This window comes from Halococcus dombrowskii (genome assembly GCF_022870485.1).
Classification (GTDB): domain Archaea; phylum Halobacteriota; class Halobacteria; order Halobacteriales; family Halococcaceae; genus Halococcus; species Halococcus morrhuae.
Window position 1 is genome coordinate 741960 of sequence record NZ_CP095005.1, and the last position, 16437, is coordinate 758396.

13 protein-coding genes and 1 tRNA gene are annotated in these 16437 nt (G+C 65.2%); 10 read left to right on the top strand and 4 right to left on the bottom strand.

The window, feature by feature from the left end; genetic code table 11:
- Positions 1 to 93: 93 nt before the first annotated feature.
- Both MUK72_RS04050 and MUK72_RS04055 read right to left on the bottom strand, forming a co-directional pair.
- A complete protein-coding gene (locus MUK72_RS04050; RefSeq protein ID WP_244704175.1) occupies positions 94 to 474 on the bottom strand; it encodes an Hsp20/alpha crystallin family protein in 381 nt (126 codons plus the stop codon).
- A gap of 120 nt (positions 475 to 594) precedes the next feature.
- Positions 595 to 1608: a type II glyceraldehyde-3-phosphate dehydrogenase gene (locus tag MUK72_RS04055; protein WP_244704177.1), complete on the bottom strand. Its 1014-nt coding sequence runs from the start codon at positions 1606 to 1608 to the stop codon at positions 595 to 597.
- 119 nt (positions 1609 to 1727) lie between these two features.
- Between MUK72_RS04055 and MUK72_RS04060 the strand changes: the two genes are divergently transcribed.
- The 5 genes from MUK72_RS04060 (at position 1728) to MUK72_RS04080 (ending at position 7135) form a co-directional block, all read left to right on the top strand.
- Positions 1728 to 2696, top strand: coding sequence for an aminopeptidase (locus MUK72_RS04060; RefSeq protein ID WP_244704179.1), 969 nt, complete (start codon positions 1728 to 1730; stop codon positions 2694 to 2696).
- 42 nt (positions 2697 to 2738) lie between these two features.
- Positions 2739 to 3383, top strand: coding sequence for an HVO_0476 family zinc finger protein (locus MUK72_RS04065; protein WP_244704181.1), 645 nt, complete (start codon positions 2739 to 2741; stop codon positions 3381 to 3383).
- The gene (locus tag MUK72_RS04070; protein ID WP_244704183.1) at positions 3383 to 4003 is read left to right on the top strand and encodes a protein-L-isoaspartate(D-aspartate) O-methyltransferase; all 621 of its coding nucleotides are present in this window, start codon (positions 3383 to 3385) and stop codon (positions 4001 to 4003) included. The genes MUK72_RS04065 and MUK72_RS04070 overlap by 1 nt, the downstream gene beginning before the upstream one ends.
- 50 nt (positions 4004 to 4053) lie before the next feature.
- Positions 4054 to 4791 carry a protein-L-isoaspartate O-methyltransferase family protein gene (locus MUK72_RS04075; RefSeq protein WP_244704184.1) on the top strand — a complete coding sequence of 246 codons (738 nt, stop codon included), beginning with the start codon at positions 4054 to 4056 and terminating at the stop codon, positions 4789 to 4791.
- Positions 4792 to 5017: 226 nt separating this feature from the next.
- Positions 5018 to 7135: a right-handed parallel beta-helix repeat-containing protein gene (locus tag MUK72_RS04080; protein WP_244704186.1), complete on the top strand. Its 2118-nt coding sequence runs from the start codon at positions 5018 to 5020 to the stop codon at positions 7133 to 7135.
- 170 nt (positions 7136 to 7305) lie between these two features.
- Here the strand turns inward: MUK72_RS04080 and MUK72_RS04085 are convergent, their stop codons facing one another.
- Entirely contained in the window at positions 7306 to 8250 is a 945-nt protein-coding gene (locus MUK72_RS04085; protein ID WP_244704188.1) for an alkaline phosphatase family protein, read from the bottom strand.
- A gap of 99 nt (positions 8251 to 8349) precedes the next feature.
- Positions 8350 to 8422: transfer RNA gene (locus MUK72_RS04090), tRNA-Asp, on the bottom strand.
- A gap of 228 nt (positions 8423 to 8650) precedes the next feature.
- Between MUK72_RS04090 and MUK72_RS04095 the strand changes: the two genes are divergently transcribed.
- Genes MUK72_RS04095 through rpoA2 form a run of 5 tightly spaced genes read left to right on the top strand, consistent with a single transcriptional unit; the run spans position 8651 to position 16419 of the window.
- Positions 8651 to 8878, top strand: coding sequence for a DNA-directed RNA polymerase subunit H (locus MUK72_RS04095; protein WP_004051595.1), 228 nt, complete (start codon positions 8651 to 8653; stop codon positions 8876 to 8878).
- On the top strand, positions 8878 to 10437 hold the full coding sequence (locus MUK72_RS04100) for a DNA-directed RNA polymerase subunit B'' (RefSeq protein WP_004051594.1): 1560 nt from the start codon (positions 8878 to 8880) through the stop codon (positions 10435 to 10437). Before MUK72_RS04095 ends, MUK72_RS04100 begins: the two co-directional genes overlap by 1 nt.
- Position 10438: 1 nt before the next feature.
- Entirely contained in the window at positions 10439 to 12274 is a 1836-nt protein-coding gene (gene rpoB, locus MUK72_RS04105) for a DNA-directed RNA polymerase subunit B (RefSeq protein WP_004051593.1), read from the top strand.
- 13 nt (positions 12275 to 12287) lie between these two features.
- Entirely contained in the window at positions 12288 to 15245 is a 2958-nt protein-coding gene (locus MUK72_RS04110) for a DNA-directed RNA polymerase subunit A' (RefSeq protein WP_244704190.1), read from the top strand.
- Complete coding sequence (gene rpoA2, locus MUK72_RS04115) at positions 15238 to 16419, top strand: DNA-directed RNA polymerase subunit A'' (RefSeq protein WP_244704192.1); 1182 nt, start codon at positions 15238 to 15240, stop codon at positions 16417 to 16419. The genes MUK72_RS04110 and rpoA2 overlap by 8 nt, the downstream gene beginning before the upstream one ends.
- Positions 16420 to 16437: the final 18 nt, after the last annotated feature.

Here is a 16437-nt window from a genome sequence, read left to right on the forward strand (position 1 = left end):
GAGTGAGCGCAGCGAACGAGCGGGGAGTTTTTAGCGTAGATTTTTGCGAGGAGTGGTTCGCGCTTCGCGCGAACCCGACGAAGTAAAAAGGTACTACAGATCGATGTCGGCGGAGGTGTCGGCGCGCTCGAAGACGACTTCGAGGACGCCGTTGTTGTAGGAGGCGTTCGCGGACTGCTCGTCGACGCGGACCGGCAGCGAGACGCGTTCGTCGAACTCGCGGCGGTTGCTCGCGGCCTCGATGGTGACGTGGCGACCGTCGCAGGTGAGATCGATGGCCTCCTTGGCGACGCCCGGCATGTCGGCGATCACGCGCACGAGTTCGCCGTCCTCATGGATGTCGATGTGAGCGTCAGTTCCCATACCCTCGGTCCGGATATCGACGTTGCCGTTCATCATGCCGTTCATCATCCGTTCGATTTCGTCGAAGATGTCGTCGAAGGGATCGCGGTCGTCACGGTCGCCCGGTTGCATGACCATCGGTTGGTGCGGACGGGACAAAAGGGTTCGCGTCAGGGGAACGATTGCGATCGGCCGTGAGATGGCCGATCCGAACTGTGATTCGGTGATCGCGCGACTCGTGTTCGCGGGGCCTCAGAGGCCCATGCCGAGGGCGTCGTTGGTCGTCTCGATGCTCTCGTCGGCGTCGGCCGTCTCGGCCACCGCGCGGATGGCGTCGACGTTCTCGGGGACGACATCGGATTCCTGGTGGATCGCCTGAAACAGGTAGAGGTCGTCACCCTCGACGGAGATCGACTCGCCCCAGATGCAGTTCTCCCAGAGATCGCCGCGCGGACGGCCGGCATCGAGCGCGAACTCCTTCAGTTTGCCCGCGCCGTCGATGTCGAGGTGTTCGGGGATGACGAACGTCCGTGACTGGGATTCGAGCAGCTCTCGCACCTCGTCGGCGGTGGCGTCCCCGTTCAGGGAGACGTTGATCGAGTGGGTGTGCATCAGGGTCGCGGGCACCTTGAGCCCCAAGGTGTCGATGGCGAGGTCGGGGAAGATGGTCTGGACGTCGGGACCGTGGTGGGAGGGGATCGTCCGCGGGTTCGGCAGGATGTCGTTGATCGGGCCGCGGTCGGTCTGGGCGGGGTCGCCGCCGCGCCGGACGAGCGTTGCGCGCACCTTCTCGATACCGTATTCCTCTTCGAGCGGGGCGACGAGCCGCGATAATCCGGTGGTGTTACACGAGACGACGCGCACGTGGTCGGCCCCTGCGGCGTCGGCGAAGTTCGCGCGGGCGTTGAAACTCGTGTCCACGAGATCGGCGTCCTCGCCACCCTGGTAGAGCGCGGGCGTGTCGTGTTCTTCGTAGAGCGATTTGTTCTCCGCGCCGATGCCCGACGGGGTGGCGTCGACCATCACGTCCGCCTCCTCGACGAGTTCTTCGACCAGTCCCGCGAGATCGATGTCGGCCGCGTCGAACTTCTCGGCGCGCTCCTCGATGGCGGCGTAGAGCGGATAGCCGTTCTTCACGGCGCGCCCGGCCTCGTAGTTCGGTCGGGTCTTCGCCACTCCCACGAGTTCCATGTCCGGCTGGGCGACCACCGCGTCCGCGACGCGCTTGCCGATCGTGCCGTAGCCGTTGACGCCGACGCTGAGCATAGTAATGCTGTTCGACCGACCGGGATAATCGTTTCTACTGTCGCTCGACGGGTGGATGGCCCGATGGGACGGCTCCGACAGCCGAAAGCCTCAGGCACGGCTGCCCCGTCGGTGATTCTATGAGCCGGACGAACACCGACGCGACGCTCGACAGCGCCGCCGAGACGGCCGTCGACCAGTGTCTCGCGCTCGGAAACGACGAATCCTGTGCCGTGATCACCGACGACGAGCGCCTCTCGATCGGGCAGGCGCTGTACGACGCTGCATGCGCGGTGAGCGACGACGTCGTGTTGCTGCGCTACCCGCCGGGTGACCAGCACGGCACCGAACCGCCGGCACCCGTCGCGGCGGCCATGCGCGGGGCCGATGTCGTGTTCTGCCCCACAACGAAAAGTCTGAGTCACACGCGCGCCCGCTCGCGGGCGAACGAATCCGGTGCGCGCGTCGCCACCCTGCCGGGAATCACCGAGGAGGTGTTCCGCACCGGTCTCGACGCCGATTATCGCTCCATCGAACGCAGTTGTGAGTCGATCCTGGATGTGGTCGCCGAAGCGAGCGAGATCCGCGTCACCTCGCCCGCAGGCACGGACATCACCTTCGAGCCGGGCGAACGCGAGTGGCTCGCCGACACGGGGATCGTCCACGAGGCGGGCACGATGTCGAACCTTCCAGCAGGGGAAGTGTTCGTCAGCCCCGAGAGCGCGTCGGGAACCTACGTCGTCGACGGTACGATGATGCCACACGGGCTGCTCGACGAGGAGCTGGAGTTCACCGTCGAAGATGGTTTCGTGACCGAGATCTCGGATCGGGACGTCCGCGAGCAGGTCGAGCGCGGAGCCGAGGAGGTCGGCGACGACGCCTACAATCTCGCCGAGCTCGGCATCGGGACGAACGTCGCCGTCACCGAACTGGTCGGGTCGGTGCTCCTGGACGAGAAGGCCGCCGGCACAGTTCACATCGCCATCGGTGACGACCACGGCATCGGCGGCGACACGCAGGCACCGCTCCATCTCGACGGGATCCTTCGCGAGCCAACCGTCTATGCCGACGGCGAGGCAATCGACCTGCCGACGCCGAACGGGGCGTAGCGAACGCCACGGGCTTTTATCCGTGCGACCGATAGGTCGTCCATGAGCGAAGCCACCGAGCGCGTCGGCACCACCTGCCCGGCGTGTTCACCCGACACACCCGTGGTTCACGAACTGCTGAAATCCGGCGGCCAGGCGACCGTCCGCTGCGGCGAGTGCGGCCACGTCCACAAGACGCGCCTCGAAGAACCCACCACCGAACAGCGCGACGTCATCGTCTCCCAGGACGGCGAGTCGTTCTCGACGACGACCGAGATCCCGCGCGAGGAGCAGCTCGCCGTCGGCGAGGAGTTCGTCCTCGACACGCCGGAGGCACTCCTGACTGTGCGGATCACGAGCCTCGAAGTCGAGGGCGGGCGCACCGAGGAGGCCGACGTCCCCGATATCCGGACCGTCTGGACGCGCGTCGTCGGTAACGTCGCCGTCGACGTGACGCTCAACCCCACCGGCGGCGGTGACGAAACGCGCGGCATCGAACTCCGCGTGCCCGGCGATTACGAGTTCACCGTCGGCGAGCGCGAGGACCTCGCCGACGAGAGCTTCACCGTGAAGGGGATCCACTTGCGCGCGGACGCCGAGGGATACGGCTTCGAGCACCTGGATCACGAGGACGACATGGCCTTCGCCAAGGACATCAACCGGGTGTACGCCGATGACGAGTCGAGTTCGGCCTGGTCCGCCTGGTGATGGATCACGAGCGCGCCCGCGAGCGACTCGTCGCTCGGCTCGACGAGCAGGGTCGCATCGAGCGCGACGCAACCCGCGAGGCGCTGCTCGCCGTCCCTCGTCACGAGTTCGTCCCCGAGAAACGACGAAAGGACGCCTACGACGATCGGCCGCTGCCCATCGGCGCTGATCAGACGATCAGCGCTCCGCATATGGTGGCGATCATGAGCGATCTGCTCGCACCGGGGGCGGGCGACTCGATCTTGGAAATCGGTACCGGCTGTGGCTATCACGCCGCCGTCACGGCCGCGATCACGGACAGTGTGAACAGCGTCGAGTATCACGCATCGCTCGCCGAGAACGCCCGCGAACGTCTCTCGGAACTCGGCTACACCGTCGAAATCCGCGTCGGCGATGGCCACGATGGCTGGGCCGAGCACGCACCCTACGACGGCGCATATCTCACGTGTGCAGCCCCCGAGATCCCCGAGGCGGTCGCCGAGCAGGTCCGTCCTGGCGGAGCGATCGTCGCGCCGATCGGCACGAGACGACAGACGCTCGTGCGTGCTCGCCGGCGGGCCGACGGCAGCCTCGACAGGACCGAGCACGGCGGCGTGCGGTTCGTCCCGATGCAAGGCTAGCGCGCAGCCGAAGGCACGCGATTCAAGGCTCTACGCGGCGTTCGTTCCGCATGGAGCCTGCGGCGGTGCGCGAAGACATGGTCGACGGCCTCGAACACGAGAGCAAGGGGGTCGTCGAGAGCGAGGCACTCAGCGTGGCGATGCGGAACGTCCCGCGCCACGAGTTCCTCCCCGAGGAGCGTGCGGCCTACGCCGATCGGACGACCGAGCACGCGAACACGCGCGTGCTCGCACCAAGTACGGTCGCACGCCTGTTCGAGGCGCTTTCGCCCGCTTCTGGCGATAGCGTGCTCGTCGTCGGCGCTGGCGTCGGCTATACGGCCGCGGTGGCTGCCGAGATCGTGGGCCAAGAGAACGTCCACGCGGTCGACATCGCCCGTCGGCTCGTCGTCGATGCGCGCCGAAATCTCTCGCACGCGGGCTACGGCGGCGTGCTCGTCGACAGGCGCGACGGAACGTACGGCTTTCCCGACTACGCACCCTTCGATCGCATCCTTCTCGAAGCCACCGTCGTCCGACCACCGAGCGCGCTCGTCGACCAGCTCGCCCCCGATGGACGGCTCGTCGCGCCCGTGGGGAACCACGAGCAGTCGCTCGTCGCCGTCGACGAACGGGGAGCACGCGAGCGGTTCGGCCCAGTGCGGTTCGCGCCGCTGCTCGTCGAGGGCGAACAGTCGGACGCGGTCGAGCGCAACAGGACCGTTCGAGAGGACCGCGAGCGCGCACGGGCGAGCGCCGAGCGGCACAACGGCTGGGAACACGACTGGATCGACTGGGACCATCAGTAGCCCGTTTCCCGGCGAGACGGCCCGCGGCGGCCGCTACCGTGTCATGCCACGATCTACCACTCGCGCACGGATCACCGTCTCGATGCCCTCAGACATATTATTACAGGAAAACCGAAAGCGCATCTATTTCGGTTCGTCACGAAATGCCGTCTATGCTAGCTGAAAAATACGTAAACGTAACTAACTGGCCAGAAGCGGTATTTTACAAATGCCTAATGAGCAGACGATGCCACGCGACGGAGTACGCAACGATAGCGATAGCACAGACGACGGTTTCAAACCAAGCCGACGGTCGTATCTCAAGGCTGCCGGTGCGGCTGCCGTGTCGGTTCCGCTGCTCGCTGGGGAGGGGGCGGCGGCGACCGAACGCCACGGGATCAGCTTCGATAACGTTGTAAACATGGCTGATGCCGGTGCCGACCCGAACGGCAACGAGGCGTCCGACGGCGCACTTCAGTCGGCCGCAAGCAGCAACACCCTGCTCAAGTTCCCCTCGGGAACGTACAAGTTCACCCAGAAGAACGTCATCAGCGGCGGTAGCGTCGGTATTGTCGGCGAAGGCGACGTCACCTTCACCGTCCCCGACGGCTTCAACGACACGCTGCTGGCGATCAACGGCGGGTCGGGCGCGCTGGTCGAAAACATCACGATCGACCAGAGCGGCGCGTGTCCGAACCTCCAGGTCGCTCCCGACGACAACCTCCAGGTTCACGACGTCACGATCAAAGGCCAGAGCCTCCAATCGAGCGATAGCGCCGAGGACGCGTTCACGCCGATGATTCGCTCCTCGGGCGGTTCGGGGACGGTCAAAAACCTCGTCGCGCACAACGAGGGCCGGATGGGTGCCTACGCCCGCTCCGGTATCTGGATCGGCAGCTCGAACAAGGGGACCATCACCCTGCGCAACTGCAACGTCGAGGGCTTCTCGAACAACGGCGTCTACGCCAGCCGTACCCCCGGTGTGGTGAAGGTCGAGGGCGGCACCTACAAGAACAACGACCTCTCGCAGGTCCGGATCGGCAGCTCGGGCAGCTACGTCGATGGCGCGACGATCGAGGCCGACGTCTCCGACAGCCGATCGCCGAACCCCAAGGACATGCTCAACGGCTCGGGCATCCGCCTCGAAAGCGACCGTGGCGGCTCCGGTGCCGTCGTCCGCAACTGTGACGTCCGCGTCGGCCCCGAGGTCAACGCCGACGGTGGGATCCAGATCTTCGGCAACTACGGCGAGTTCACCATCGAGAACACGAACGTCGAGTACAACCCGCAGGGCTACTCGATCCGCGCGAAGCCCGGCGGCTCCGGCAGCGGCACGTTCAAGAACGTGAGCGTCACCGGCGACGCCTCCGACTGGGTCGGCGTCCTCATCGAGGACCGTTCCGGCACGACCGTCAAGGACTGCTGTATCCAGCAGACCGGCGGCGGGCGGACCGGTCTCGCACTGCACAACTGTGGCGGCAGTACGGTCAAGAACTCCACCATCAACGCGGGCGCACAGGCGGTCCGCGTCCGCAACGGTGACGTGAACGTCAGCGGGATCGACAAGAGCGGCAGCTGTCCCGCCCCGAACCTCGGCTCGTCGAGCTACAGCGGCTCGTCGGGTTCGAGCGGTTCCGATTCGGATAGCTCCGACAGCTCTTCGGGCGATGACTCGTCCAGCAGCGACTCGTCCAGTAACGAGTCGTCGAGCGACGATTCGTCGAGTGAGTCCTCGTCGAATGACTCCTCCTCGGAATCGAGCGACGACTCCGATTCCAAGGATTCCTCGTCCGATTCGGGCAACTCGTCGAACAACGACGACGGTGCGGGCTCCGACGACGAACTGAGCGGCGACGTCAACGAGTCCGACGTCCCCGAACCGTCCGACAACGCCAACTTCGTCGTCACGGATACCGACACCTCGGGCGGACGCATCCCCTACGACGTCGAGACGAGCGGCAACATCGACAAGGCCGGGACCGGCGGGGCGACCAAGGACTCCAACGACGACATCTCCGGCAAGAGCGCCTCGGGCGGCGTCAACGAGTGGCGCGACGCCTACGAGTACGAGGGCGAGATCGTCTCGCTCGAAGTCGACGACCGTGCGACGATCAAGCTCGACGGCGACGCGGGCACCATCACGGTGATGGGCGAGGACGGGAGCGGCACCGACTACTCGCTCGAAGTCACCGGTGAACTCGAACACGCCGACGACTCGACCGACCCGATTGCCGACGACAACAGCTCGGTCTCGGGCGGCGTCGGCAGCTTCCGCGACGAGTACACCTACACCGGTGAACTCGTCCAGGCGTCGATCGAGGACTCGGTCTCGATCACCACCGACCCCGAAACGCTCGACGAGTAACGACCCCCGACGGGTCGTCCCGTTTTTGCGCGCGGCACCGACACGCAGCCGTTCGAACGGCAGTCGTGAACCGTTCCCTCCACCGATCGCCACGGATCCTCGAACACCCCGCTGACGCTCACGGACACGACGCTGCTCGTTCGCGATACGGTTCCCGATCGGATCGGGAGTTACATCTTGTAGCCGAGATCTTCGAGCCGATCGGCCACCACGTCGTTGTCCATGCCCATGTCCGCCGGCTCCGTCTCGTCGCCGCGTTCGGGCTCGTGCTCGGGTTCCTCCGCGACGATCTCCCGGCGTTGACCGTTGGTGTGGACGTGCCACGGCACCGAAAGCAGCTCGTCGGTGTAGATGCCCGGCGGGTGGCCGTACTCCCGGAACGGGATCGGAAACGAGCGCTCGCCGATCATCTGGCCGTGATCGGCGGTGACGACCGTCTTGCCGCCGAGCGTTTCGAGAAGGTCCTCGACGTGCGGGAGTATCGCATCGAGGTTCTCGACGAACGCACGCCGGAGCACCGAATCGGGGAGATCGAGCCTGCCGCTGTTGATGGCGTCCCACGCCCGCAGATCGTTGAGCTCGGGATGTTCGCGACCCGTCTGGCCGATCGCGGGGAAATGCGGCTGGAGGAAGTGGACGAACAGACGCTTGTCGGGATACTCCTCGGCGGCGCGTTTGGCGTGTTCGGCGGCCGTCTCGGGGCGGACCGTGTTGAACTCCTCGTCCCAGCCACCGTCGCGCCAGACGTTGATCTCGCGGTGGAAGCTCGCCTCGACGTCGCCCCGGTTGCGATTCCAGTAGAGCATTGGCGTCGCAGTCACGTACACCGTGTCGTGCATCTCGCGCCCGTCGAAGTTGGCTGCGAAGAACTCGCTGGTCATCGATGAGCGCGAGCGCCGCTTCTCCAGCCGACCGGGTAGATCGGCACGGGCGGCGAAGGCGTCGTATCGGCAGGCATCGAGAAGCAGGAGGTTGTCCCAGTCGGCGGCCATGACGTCGACGCCGTCGGGGTTGTACTCCCGGCTGTTGAGACGGGTGTAGTAGAGTCGGTTCAGCTCACGGACGAAGAGTTTCGGTTCGTCGAGTGCGCGCCGCAGCTGCCGCAGTTCGTACATTGGGTGTGTAGTTCATGCCGGACCACATAAACGATCGGCATTCGACGTTCCCGGGTCGTTCCGGCTGCGTCGCTCCCCGTTCGTGTGTCCGACAGAAAGCGCCCGAGGCGGGATTTGAACCCGCGTCATCACCGTGACAGGGTGATATGATGGGCCACTACACCACCCGGGCAACAACCATCCGTACTCCGGAGACGGACTTAAGGGTTTTCAAACGACCTCGTCCACGGTGGCCCAAAGCGCTATAGTCCATGGCCGCGTCGGGCCGGGCAAGCGCGGCTCTCACGACTGCTGCGCTGTCGGCGACTCGTTCGGGTCGTCGGTAGCAATGCTTAAGTTCGCCGGTGATATATGGACTGTAGTCTCTCGTGATAGCAACTTCTCCCCCGGATAGGTACACATGGTAGAGGTCAGCCAACACACACTCGTTCCCGAGCATCGCCTCATCGACGACGACGAGATCGACGCGCTGCTCGCGGAGTACGACATCAGTCGCACCGACCTTCCGAAGATCAAACGGACGGATCCGGCGCTGCCCGACGAGGCGGCGACCGGCGACGTCGTCCGGATCGAACGGGACTCGCGAACGACCGACCGTGCGGTGGTCCATCGACTCGTCATCGAATAATGAACAGGGAACTACGGCGCTCGATATCGAGGGAGTATTTCTCCCGTGAACGGCTCGCAGAACACCATTTCAGCTCGTTTAACGCCTTTCTCAACGGCGGCATGCAGCAGGTCGTCGACGAGAAGGAGACGATCGACACCGACATCGGCGACAAGGAGGGCGAAGAGCCCGTCTTCGTCGAACTCGGCGACGTCCGTGTCGTGACGCCGCGCGTCCGCGAGGCCGACGGGAGCGAGGAACGGCTCAACCCCCAGGAAGCGCGCCTCCGGAACATCACCTACGCCGCGCCCGTCTTCATGGAGATGGCGGTCGTCGTCGGCGGCGAGGAAGAAGAAGAGCGCGTCGTCGACACGACCGAGACCCAGATCGGTCGCATGCCGATCATGGTCGGCTCGGACAAGTGCAACATCGCCGATGCGAGCGACGAGGAGCTCATCGATCTCGGCGAGGATCCCGCCGACCCCGGTGGTTACTTCATCGTCAACGGCTCCGAGCGCGTGCTGATGACCAGCGAGGACCTCGCGCCGAACAAGATCCTCGCGGAGTACGACACGAAATACGACGACGAGATCCAGGTCGCCAAGACGTTCAGCCAGCGCCGTGGCTACCGCGCGCTCGTGCTCTGCGAGCGAAATCGTGAGGGGCTCCTCGAAGTCTCCTTCCCGAGCGTCTCGGGATCGATCGACTTCGTCACTCTCGTTCGCGCGCTCGGCCTCGAATCCGACGAGGAGATCGTCCATCGGGTCAGCGACGATCCCGAGGTCGTGAAGTTCATGCTCGAAAACCTAGAGATGGCCGAGGTCCAGACCGAAGAGGAGGCCATCGAGACCCTCGGCGAGCGCGTCGCCTCCGGCCAGGGGAAGAACTACCAGCTGAAGCGGGCGAACTACGTGATCGACCGCTACCTGCTGCCGCATCTCCACGAGGAGGGCGTTCCCGACGAGGAGACCCGGATCAACAAGGCGTTCTACCTCTGTCGGATGGCCGAGGCCTGTTTCGAGCTCGCGCTCGACCGGCGCGAGGCCGACGACAAGGATCATTACGCCAACAAGCGCCTCAAGGTGTCGGGCGATCTGATGACCGACCTGTTCCGTACGGCGCTCAACAAGCTCGCGCGCGACGTGAAATACCAGCTGGAGCGCGCGAACATGCGCAATCGGCAGCTCTCGGTCAACACGGTCGTTCGTTCGGACGTTCTCACCGAGCGCCTGGAGCATCCGATCGCGACGGGCAACTGGGTCGGCGGGCGTTCTGGCGTGTCCCAGCTCGTCGACCGCACCGACTACATGGGCGTCCTCTCGCATCTCCGGCGGCTCCGCAGCCCGCTCTCGCGGAGTCAGCCACACTTCGAGGCACGCGACCTGCACGCTACGCAGTGGGGGCGCATCTGTCCCTCGGAGACGCCCGAAGGCCCGAACTGTGGGCTGGTGAAGAACTTCGCGCAGTCGATGGAGCTGTCGCAGGACGTCGACGACGAACGGGAACTCAAACGCGAACTGTCCTCGATGGGGGTCGACGGCATCCCCGGTATCGAGGGCGTCACATCGGCGGGAGACTGATATGAGTAGCCAAAGCCAGGCACGCGACGCCAAAGTCTACGTGAACGGAAGTCTGGTCGGCACGCACGCCGACCCCGAACAGCTCGCGACCCAGGTCCGGCAGGCACGCCGACGCGGCGACGTCGGCCGGACGGTCAACGTCTCGGTCAAGGACACGACCAACGAGGTCATCATCAACGCCGACGCGGGACGGGCCCGCCGACCGCTGATCATCGTCGAGGACGGCGAGCCGCTCATCACCGAATCGGAGGTCGAGTCACTCACCGAGGGCGACACCGAGTTCGAGGAGCTCGTCGAGCGAGGGTATATCGAGTTCATCGACGCCGAGGAAGAGGAGGACATCCTCGTCGGTGTCGACGAGGAGGACCTCACCGAGGATCACACGCATCTGGAGATCGATCCGCAGCTCATCTTCGGGATCGGTGCGGGGATGATCCCGTATCCCGAGCACAACGCCTCCCCCCGGATCACGATGGGTGCGGGGATGATCAAGCAGTCGCTCGGGCTGCCGTCGGCGAACTATCGCATTCGCCCGGACACGCGCCAGCATCTGCTGCATTACCCGCAGCTGTCGATGGTCAAAACACAGACCACCGAGCAGATCGGCTACGACGACCGGCCGGCGGCCCAGAACTTCGTGGTCGCCGTCATGAGCTACGAGGGGTTCAACATCGAGGACGCGCTCGTTCTCAACGAGGGGTCGGTCGATCGCGCGTTGGCGCGCTCGCATTTCTTCCGTACCTACGAGGGCGAGGAACGTCGGTATCCCGGCGGTCAGGAGGATCGCTTCGAGATCCCCGACGACGACGTGCGCGGCGCACACGGCGAGGAGGCCTACACCCATCTCGACGAGGACGGGTTGGTGAACCCCGAGACGAAGGTCGGCGAGAGCGCCGTCCTGCTCGGGAAGACGAGCCCGCCGCGATTCCTCGAAGAGCCGGACGATATGGGCGGTCTCAGCCCGCAGAAACGCCGCGAGACGAGCGTGACGATGCGCAGCGGCGAATCGGGTATCGTCGATACGGTGACGCTGATGCAGGGCGAGGACGGTTCGAAGCTCTCGAAGGTCTCCGTGCGCGACCAGCGAGTACCGGAACTCGGCGACAAGTTCGCCTCCCGACACGGCCAGAAGGGTGTCGTCGGCCACATCGCACCCCAGGAGGACATGCCGTTCACCGAGGAGGGTGTCGTCCCCGACCTGATCGTCAACCCGCACGCGCTGCCCTCGCGGATGACGGTCGGTCACGTTCTGGAGATGCTCGGCGGCAAGGTCGGTTCGCTCGAAGGCCGTCGCGTCGACGGGACCGCCTTCACCGGCGAAGAAGAGGAGGAGCTCCGTTCGTCGCTCGAAGAGCACGGTTTCGATTCGAGCGGCAAGGAGATCATGCATTCGGGCGTCACTGGTGAGAAGATCGACGCCGAGATCTTCGTCGGGACCATCTTCTATCAGAAACTCTACCACATGGTCTCGAACAAGATCCACGCCCGTTCGCGGGGACCGGTCCAGGTCCTCACCCGCCAGCCGACCGAGGGGCGTGCCCGCGAGGGTGGGCTCCGGGTCGGCGAGATGGAGCGCGACGTCTTGATCGGGCACGGTGCGGCGATGGCGCTCAAGGAGCGCCTGCTCGACGAGTCCGACAGGGAGTTCATCTACGTCTGCGGCGAATGTGGGATGAGTGCGGTCGAGAACGTCGAACAGCGCCGCGTCTACTGTCCGAACTGTGGCGAGGAGACCGACATCCACGAGATCGAGATGAGCTACGCGTTCAAGCTCCTGCTCGACGAGATGAAGGCGCTCGGCATCGCCCCGCGGCTCGAACTGCTGGACGCGGTCTGAGATCACGACAACCATGAGTACCAACGCAACACCGAAAGAGATCGGCGCGATCGACTTCGGGCTGATGAACCCGGAGGAGTATCGCGACATGAGCGCGACGAAGATCATCACCGCCGACACCTACGACGACGACGGCTACCCGATCGACATGGGGTTGATGGACCCACGATTGGGCGTCATCGATCCCGGGCTGGAGTGTAAGACCTGCGGGCAGCATTCGGGCTCCTGCAACGGCCACTTCGGCCACATCGAGCTCGCCGCACCCGTCATCCACGTCGGCTTCACGAAGCTCATCCGGCGGCTCCTCCGAGGGACCTGCCGGGAGTGCTCGCGCCTGCTGCTCGACGAGCACGAGCGCGACGAGTTCGCCGAGCGCCTCCAGCGGGCGCGCGATCTCGACGACGACGTCAACGACGTGACGAAGGCGGCGATCCGGCAGGCACGGAAGGCCGACCGCTGTCCGTACTGCGGCGAGGAGCAGTACGACGTCCAGCACGAAAAACCGACGACCTACTACGAGGTCCAAGACGTGCTCGCCGCCGAGTATCCCCAGCTCATCGCCGAGGCGATGCAGCCCGACGAGGAGGAAGAGCGGCCGGCGACCTCGCCCCAGGAGCTCGCCGACGCGACGGATATCGAGCTCTCGCGGATCAACGACATTCTGGGTGGGGAGTTCCGCCCGCGCGAGGAGGGCCGGGAGGCGATCGAGCGCGCACTCGACGTCGATCTCTCCGAGGAGGACCTGAACAAGCTGATGCCGTCGGACATCCGTGACTGGTTCGAGGCCATCCCCGACGAGGACATCGAAGTGCTCGGGATCAACGCCGAGCGCTCGCGGCCCGAGTGGATGGTGTTGACCGTGCTTCCGGTGCCGCCGGTGACGGCACGCCCCTCGATCACGCTGGACAACGGTCAGCGGAGCGAGGACGACCTCACGCACAAGCTGGTCGACATCATCCGCATCAATCAGCGGTTCATGGAGAACCGTGAGGCGGGTGCGCCCCAGCTCATCATCGAGGACCTCTGGGAGCTGCTCCAGTACCACGTGACGACGTTCATGGACAACGAGATCTCGGGCACGCCGCCGGCCCGTCACCGCTCCGGTCGACCCCTGAAGACGCTCTCTCAGCGGCTCAAAGGGAAAGAGGGCCGGTTCCGTGGGAGCCTGTCGGGCAAGCGCGTGAACTTCTCGGCCAGAACGGTGATTTCGCCGGACCCCACACTGAGTCTGAACGAGGTCGGCGTTCCCGAACGGGTCGCGCGCGAGATGACCCAGACGATGAACGTCAACGAGCAGAACATCGAGGAGGCGCGCCAGTACGTCCGGAACGGCTCCGAGGCGCATCCGGGCGCGAACCGCGTCATCCGACCGGACGGAAAGGTGATGAAGATCCTCGATCAGGCGAAGGAGGAGCTCGCCGAGCGCATCGAGCCGGGCTGGCAGGTCCAGCGCCATCTCTCCGATGGCGACATCGTGATCTTCAATCGTCAGCCGTCGCTCCACCGGATGTCGATCATGGCCCACGAGGTGGTCGTGATGCCGTACAAGACGTTCCGGCTGAACACCACTGTCTGTCCACCGTACAACGCCGACTTCGACGGCGACGAGATGAACATGCACGCCCTCCAGAACGAGGAGGCGCGTGCCGAGGCGCGCGTGCTGATGCGCGTCCAGGAACAGATCCTCTCGCCGCGGTTCGGCGAGAACATCATCGGTGCGATCCAGGACCACGTTTCGGGCACCTATCTCCTCACTCACGACGATCCCGAGTTGGGTGGGCTGCCGCGGTTCAACGAAACGCAGGCGCTCGACCTGCTGCGCGCGACGGGCGTCGACACGCTGCCCGAGCCCGATGACGACGACGAGCAGGGGAGACCGTACTGGACCGGCCGGACGATCTTCTCCGAACTGCTGCCGAGCGCGCTCGATCTCGAATTCACGAGTTCGACGGGCGACACAGTGATGATCGACGAGGGCGCACTCGTCAAGGGCACGATCGACGAGGACGCCGTCGGCGCGTTCGGCGGCGAGATCGTCGATACGATCGTCAAGCAGTACAGCGAGACGCGCGCCCGCGTGTTCATCAACGAGGTCGCCTCGCTGGCGATGCGCGCCATCATGCACTTCGGCTTCTCGATCGGTATCGACGACGAGTCGATCTCCGACGCCGCCGAGGCACAGATCGACGAGAGCATGGACAACGCCTACGAGCGCGTTCAGGAGCTCATCGACACCTACGAGAACGACGATCTCGAATCGCTGCCCGGGCGGACGGTCGACGAGACCCTGGAGATGAAGATCATGCAGACGCTCGGAAAGGCCCGTGACTCGGCGGGTGACATCGCCGACGAGCACTTCGACGACGACAACCCGGCGGTCATCATGGCCGAGTCGGGCGCGCGTGGCTCGATGCTCAACCTCACGCAGATGGCCGCCTGTGTCGGCCAGCAGGCAGTACGTGGCGAGCGCATCAACCGCGGTTACGAGGGTCGCACGCTGAGTCACTTCAAGCCGGGCGATCTCTCGGCCGAGGCGCACGGCTTCGTCGAGGACTCCTATCGCAGCGGGCTGACGCCCCGGGAGTTCTTCTTCCACGCGATGGGCGGTCGTGAGGGGCTGGTCGATACCGCAGTGCGAACCTCGAAGTCCGGCTATCTCCAGCGCCGCCTCATCAACGCACTCTCCGAGCTCGAAACGCAGTACGACGGCACCGTCCGGGACACCTCGGACAACATCGTCCAGTTCGAGTTCGGCGAGGACAACACGAGTCCGGTGAAGGTCTCGTCGAGCGACGACAACGAGATCGACGTCGACGAGATCGCCGATCGCGTTCTCGCCGCGGAGTTCGAGGACGAGGGCGAGGAGTTCGCCGGCGAGCAGGCGACGAACCTCTCGGAAAGCGCCGACGACCGCATGGACCGCGATCGGCCGAGTTCGCCGATCGACGTCCCGGAGGTGGGCGATGACTGAGATCACGAACGCGATCGAGCGCACCGTCGAGGGGACGGATCTCCCGAAGCGGCTCAAGGACGAGGTGTACGAGAGCATCGAAGGGCGCGACGTCACCGACGAGCAGGCGGCCTCGATCGCCGAAGCCGTCGAATCGCGCTATATCGACACGCGCGTCGAACCGCTCGATCCCGTTGGAACTGTCTCGGCACAGTCGATCGGCGAGCCGGGAACGCAGATGACGATGAACACGTTCCACTACGCGGGCGTCGCCGAGATCGACGTCACGCAGGGGCTGCCCAGGCTCATCGAGCTCGTCGACGCGCGGAAGACGCCGGATACGCCGATGATGACGGTGTATCTCGACGACCAGCATGCCGAGAACCGGGAGAAGGCCCACGAGGTCGTCTGGAACATCGAATCGACGCGGATCCTGGCGCTCGGCGACGTCTCGACGAACGTCGCCGACATGCTCGTCCAGGTGAACCTGAACGAGCAGACTCTGGACGAGCGGATGATCTCGGCCGAGACGGTCGCCGAGATCATCGAGGACTCGCTCGGCGTGGAGGTCACGCAGACGGGCACGACGATCGAGTTCGGGCCCGCGGAGCCGAGCTATCGCCGCCTGCTCCAGCTGGTCGAGGAACTCCGCGAGATCGTCTTCAAGGGCATCGAGGAGGTATCGCGGGTCGTCATCCGCAAAGAGGATGTCGACGACGGTGAGGAGTTCATCCTCTACACCGAGGGATCGGCCTTCGGCGACGTACTCGACATCGAGGGCGTCGACGCCTCGCGGACGACCTGCAACAACATCCACGAGGTCTACCGAAACCTGGGTGTCGAGGCCGCCCGCGAGACGATCATCGACGAGACGATGAACACGCTCGAAGAGCAGGGGCTCGGCGACGTGAACATCCGCCATCTCATGCTGGTCGCGGACATCATGACCGCCGAGGGGACGATCGAGTCGATCGGCCGCCACGGCATCTCGGGCAACAAGAACTCCGTGCTCGCGCGCGCGGCCTTCGAGGTGACGGTCAACCACCTGCTCGACGCCGCGGTCCACGGCGAGGTCGACGATCTCGACGGCGTGACCGAGAACGTCATCGTCGGCAAGCCGATCAAGCTCGGTACCGGGGACGTCAACCTGCGGATGGGTGGCGCGACGACCGACGGCTCCGGCCGCGCGGACTGACTCCCGGCCCCGCATCGC

Bases quoted from the DNA above. Each gene is read 5' to 3' on its own strand.
- MUK72_RS04050 (WP_244704175.1), bottom strand. From the start codon at position 474: ATGCAACCGGGCGACCGTGACGACCGCGATCCCTTCGACGACATCTTC.
- MUK72_RS04055 (WP_244704177.1), bottom strand. From the start codon at position 1,608: ATGCTCAGCGTCGGCGTCAACGGCTACGGCACGATCGGCAAGCGCGTC.
- MUK72_RS04060 (WP_244704179.1), top strand. From the start codon at position 1,728: ATGAGCCGGACGAACACCGACGCGACGCTCGACAGCGCCGCCGAGACG.
- MUK72_RS04065 (WP_244704181.1), top strand. From the start codon at position 2,739: ATGAGCGAAGCCACCGAGCGCGTCGGCACCACCTGCCCGGCGTGTTCA.
- MUK72_RS04070 (WP_244704183.1), top strand. From the start codon at position 3,383: ATGGATCACGAGCGCGCCCGCGAGCGACTCGTCGCTCGGCTCGACGAG.
- MUK72_RS04075 (WP_244704184.1), top strand. From the start codon at position 4,054: ATGGAGCCTGCGGCGGTGCGCGAAGACATGGTCGACGGCCTCGAACAC.
- MUK72_RS04080 (WP_244704186.1), top strand. From the start codon at position 5,018: ATGCCACGCGACGGAGTACGCAACGATAGCGATAGCACAGACGACGGT.
- MUK72_RS04085 (WP_244704188.1), bottom strand. From the start codon at position 8,250: ATGTACGAACTGCGGCAGCTGCGGCGCGCACTCGACGAACCGAAACTC.
- MUK72_RS04095 (WP_004051595.1), top strand. From the start codon at position 8,651: ATGGTAGAGGTCAGCCAACACACACTCGTTCCCGAGCATCGCCTCATC.
- MUK72_RS04100 (WP_004051594.1), top strand. From the start codon at position 8,878: ATGAACAGGGAACTACGGCGCTCGATATCGAGGGAGTATTTCTCCCGT.
- rpoB (WP_004051593.1), top strand. From the start codon at position 10,439: ATGAGTAGCCAAAGCCAGGCACGCGACGCCAAAGTCTACGTGAACGGA.
- MUK72_RS04110 (WP_244704190.1), top strand. From the start codon at position 12,288: ATGAGTACCAACGCAACACCGAAAGAGATCGGCGCGATCGACTTCGGG.
- rpoA2 (WP_244704192.1), top strand. From the start codon at position 15,238: ATGACTGAGATCACGAACGCGATCGAGCGCACCGTCGAGGGGACGGAT.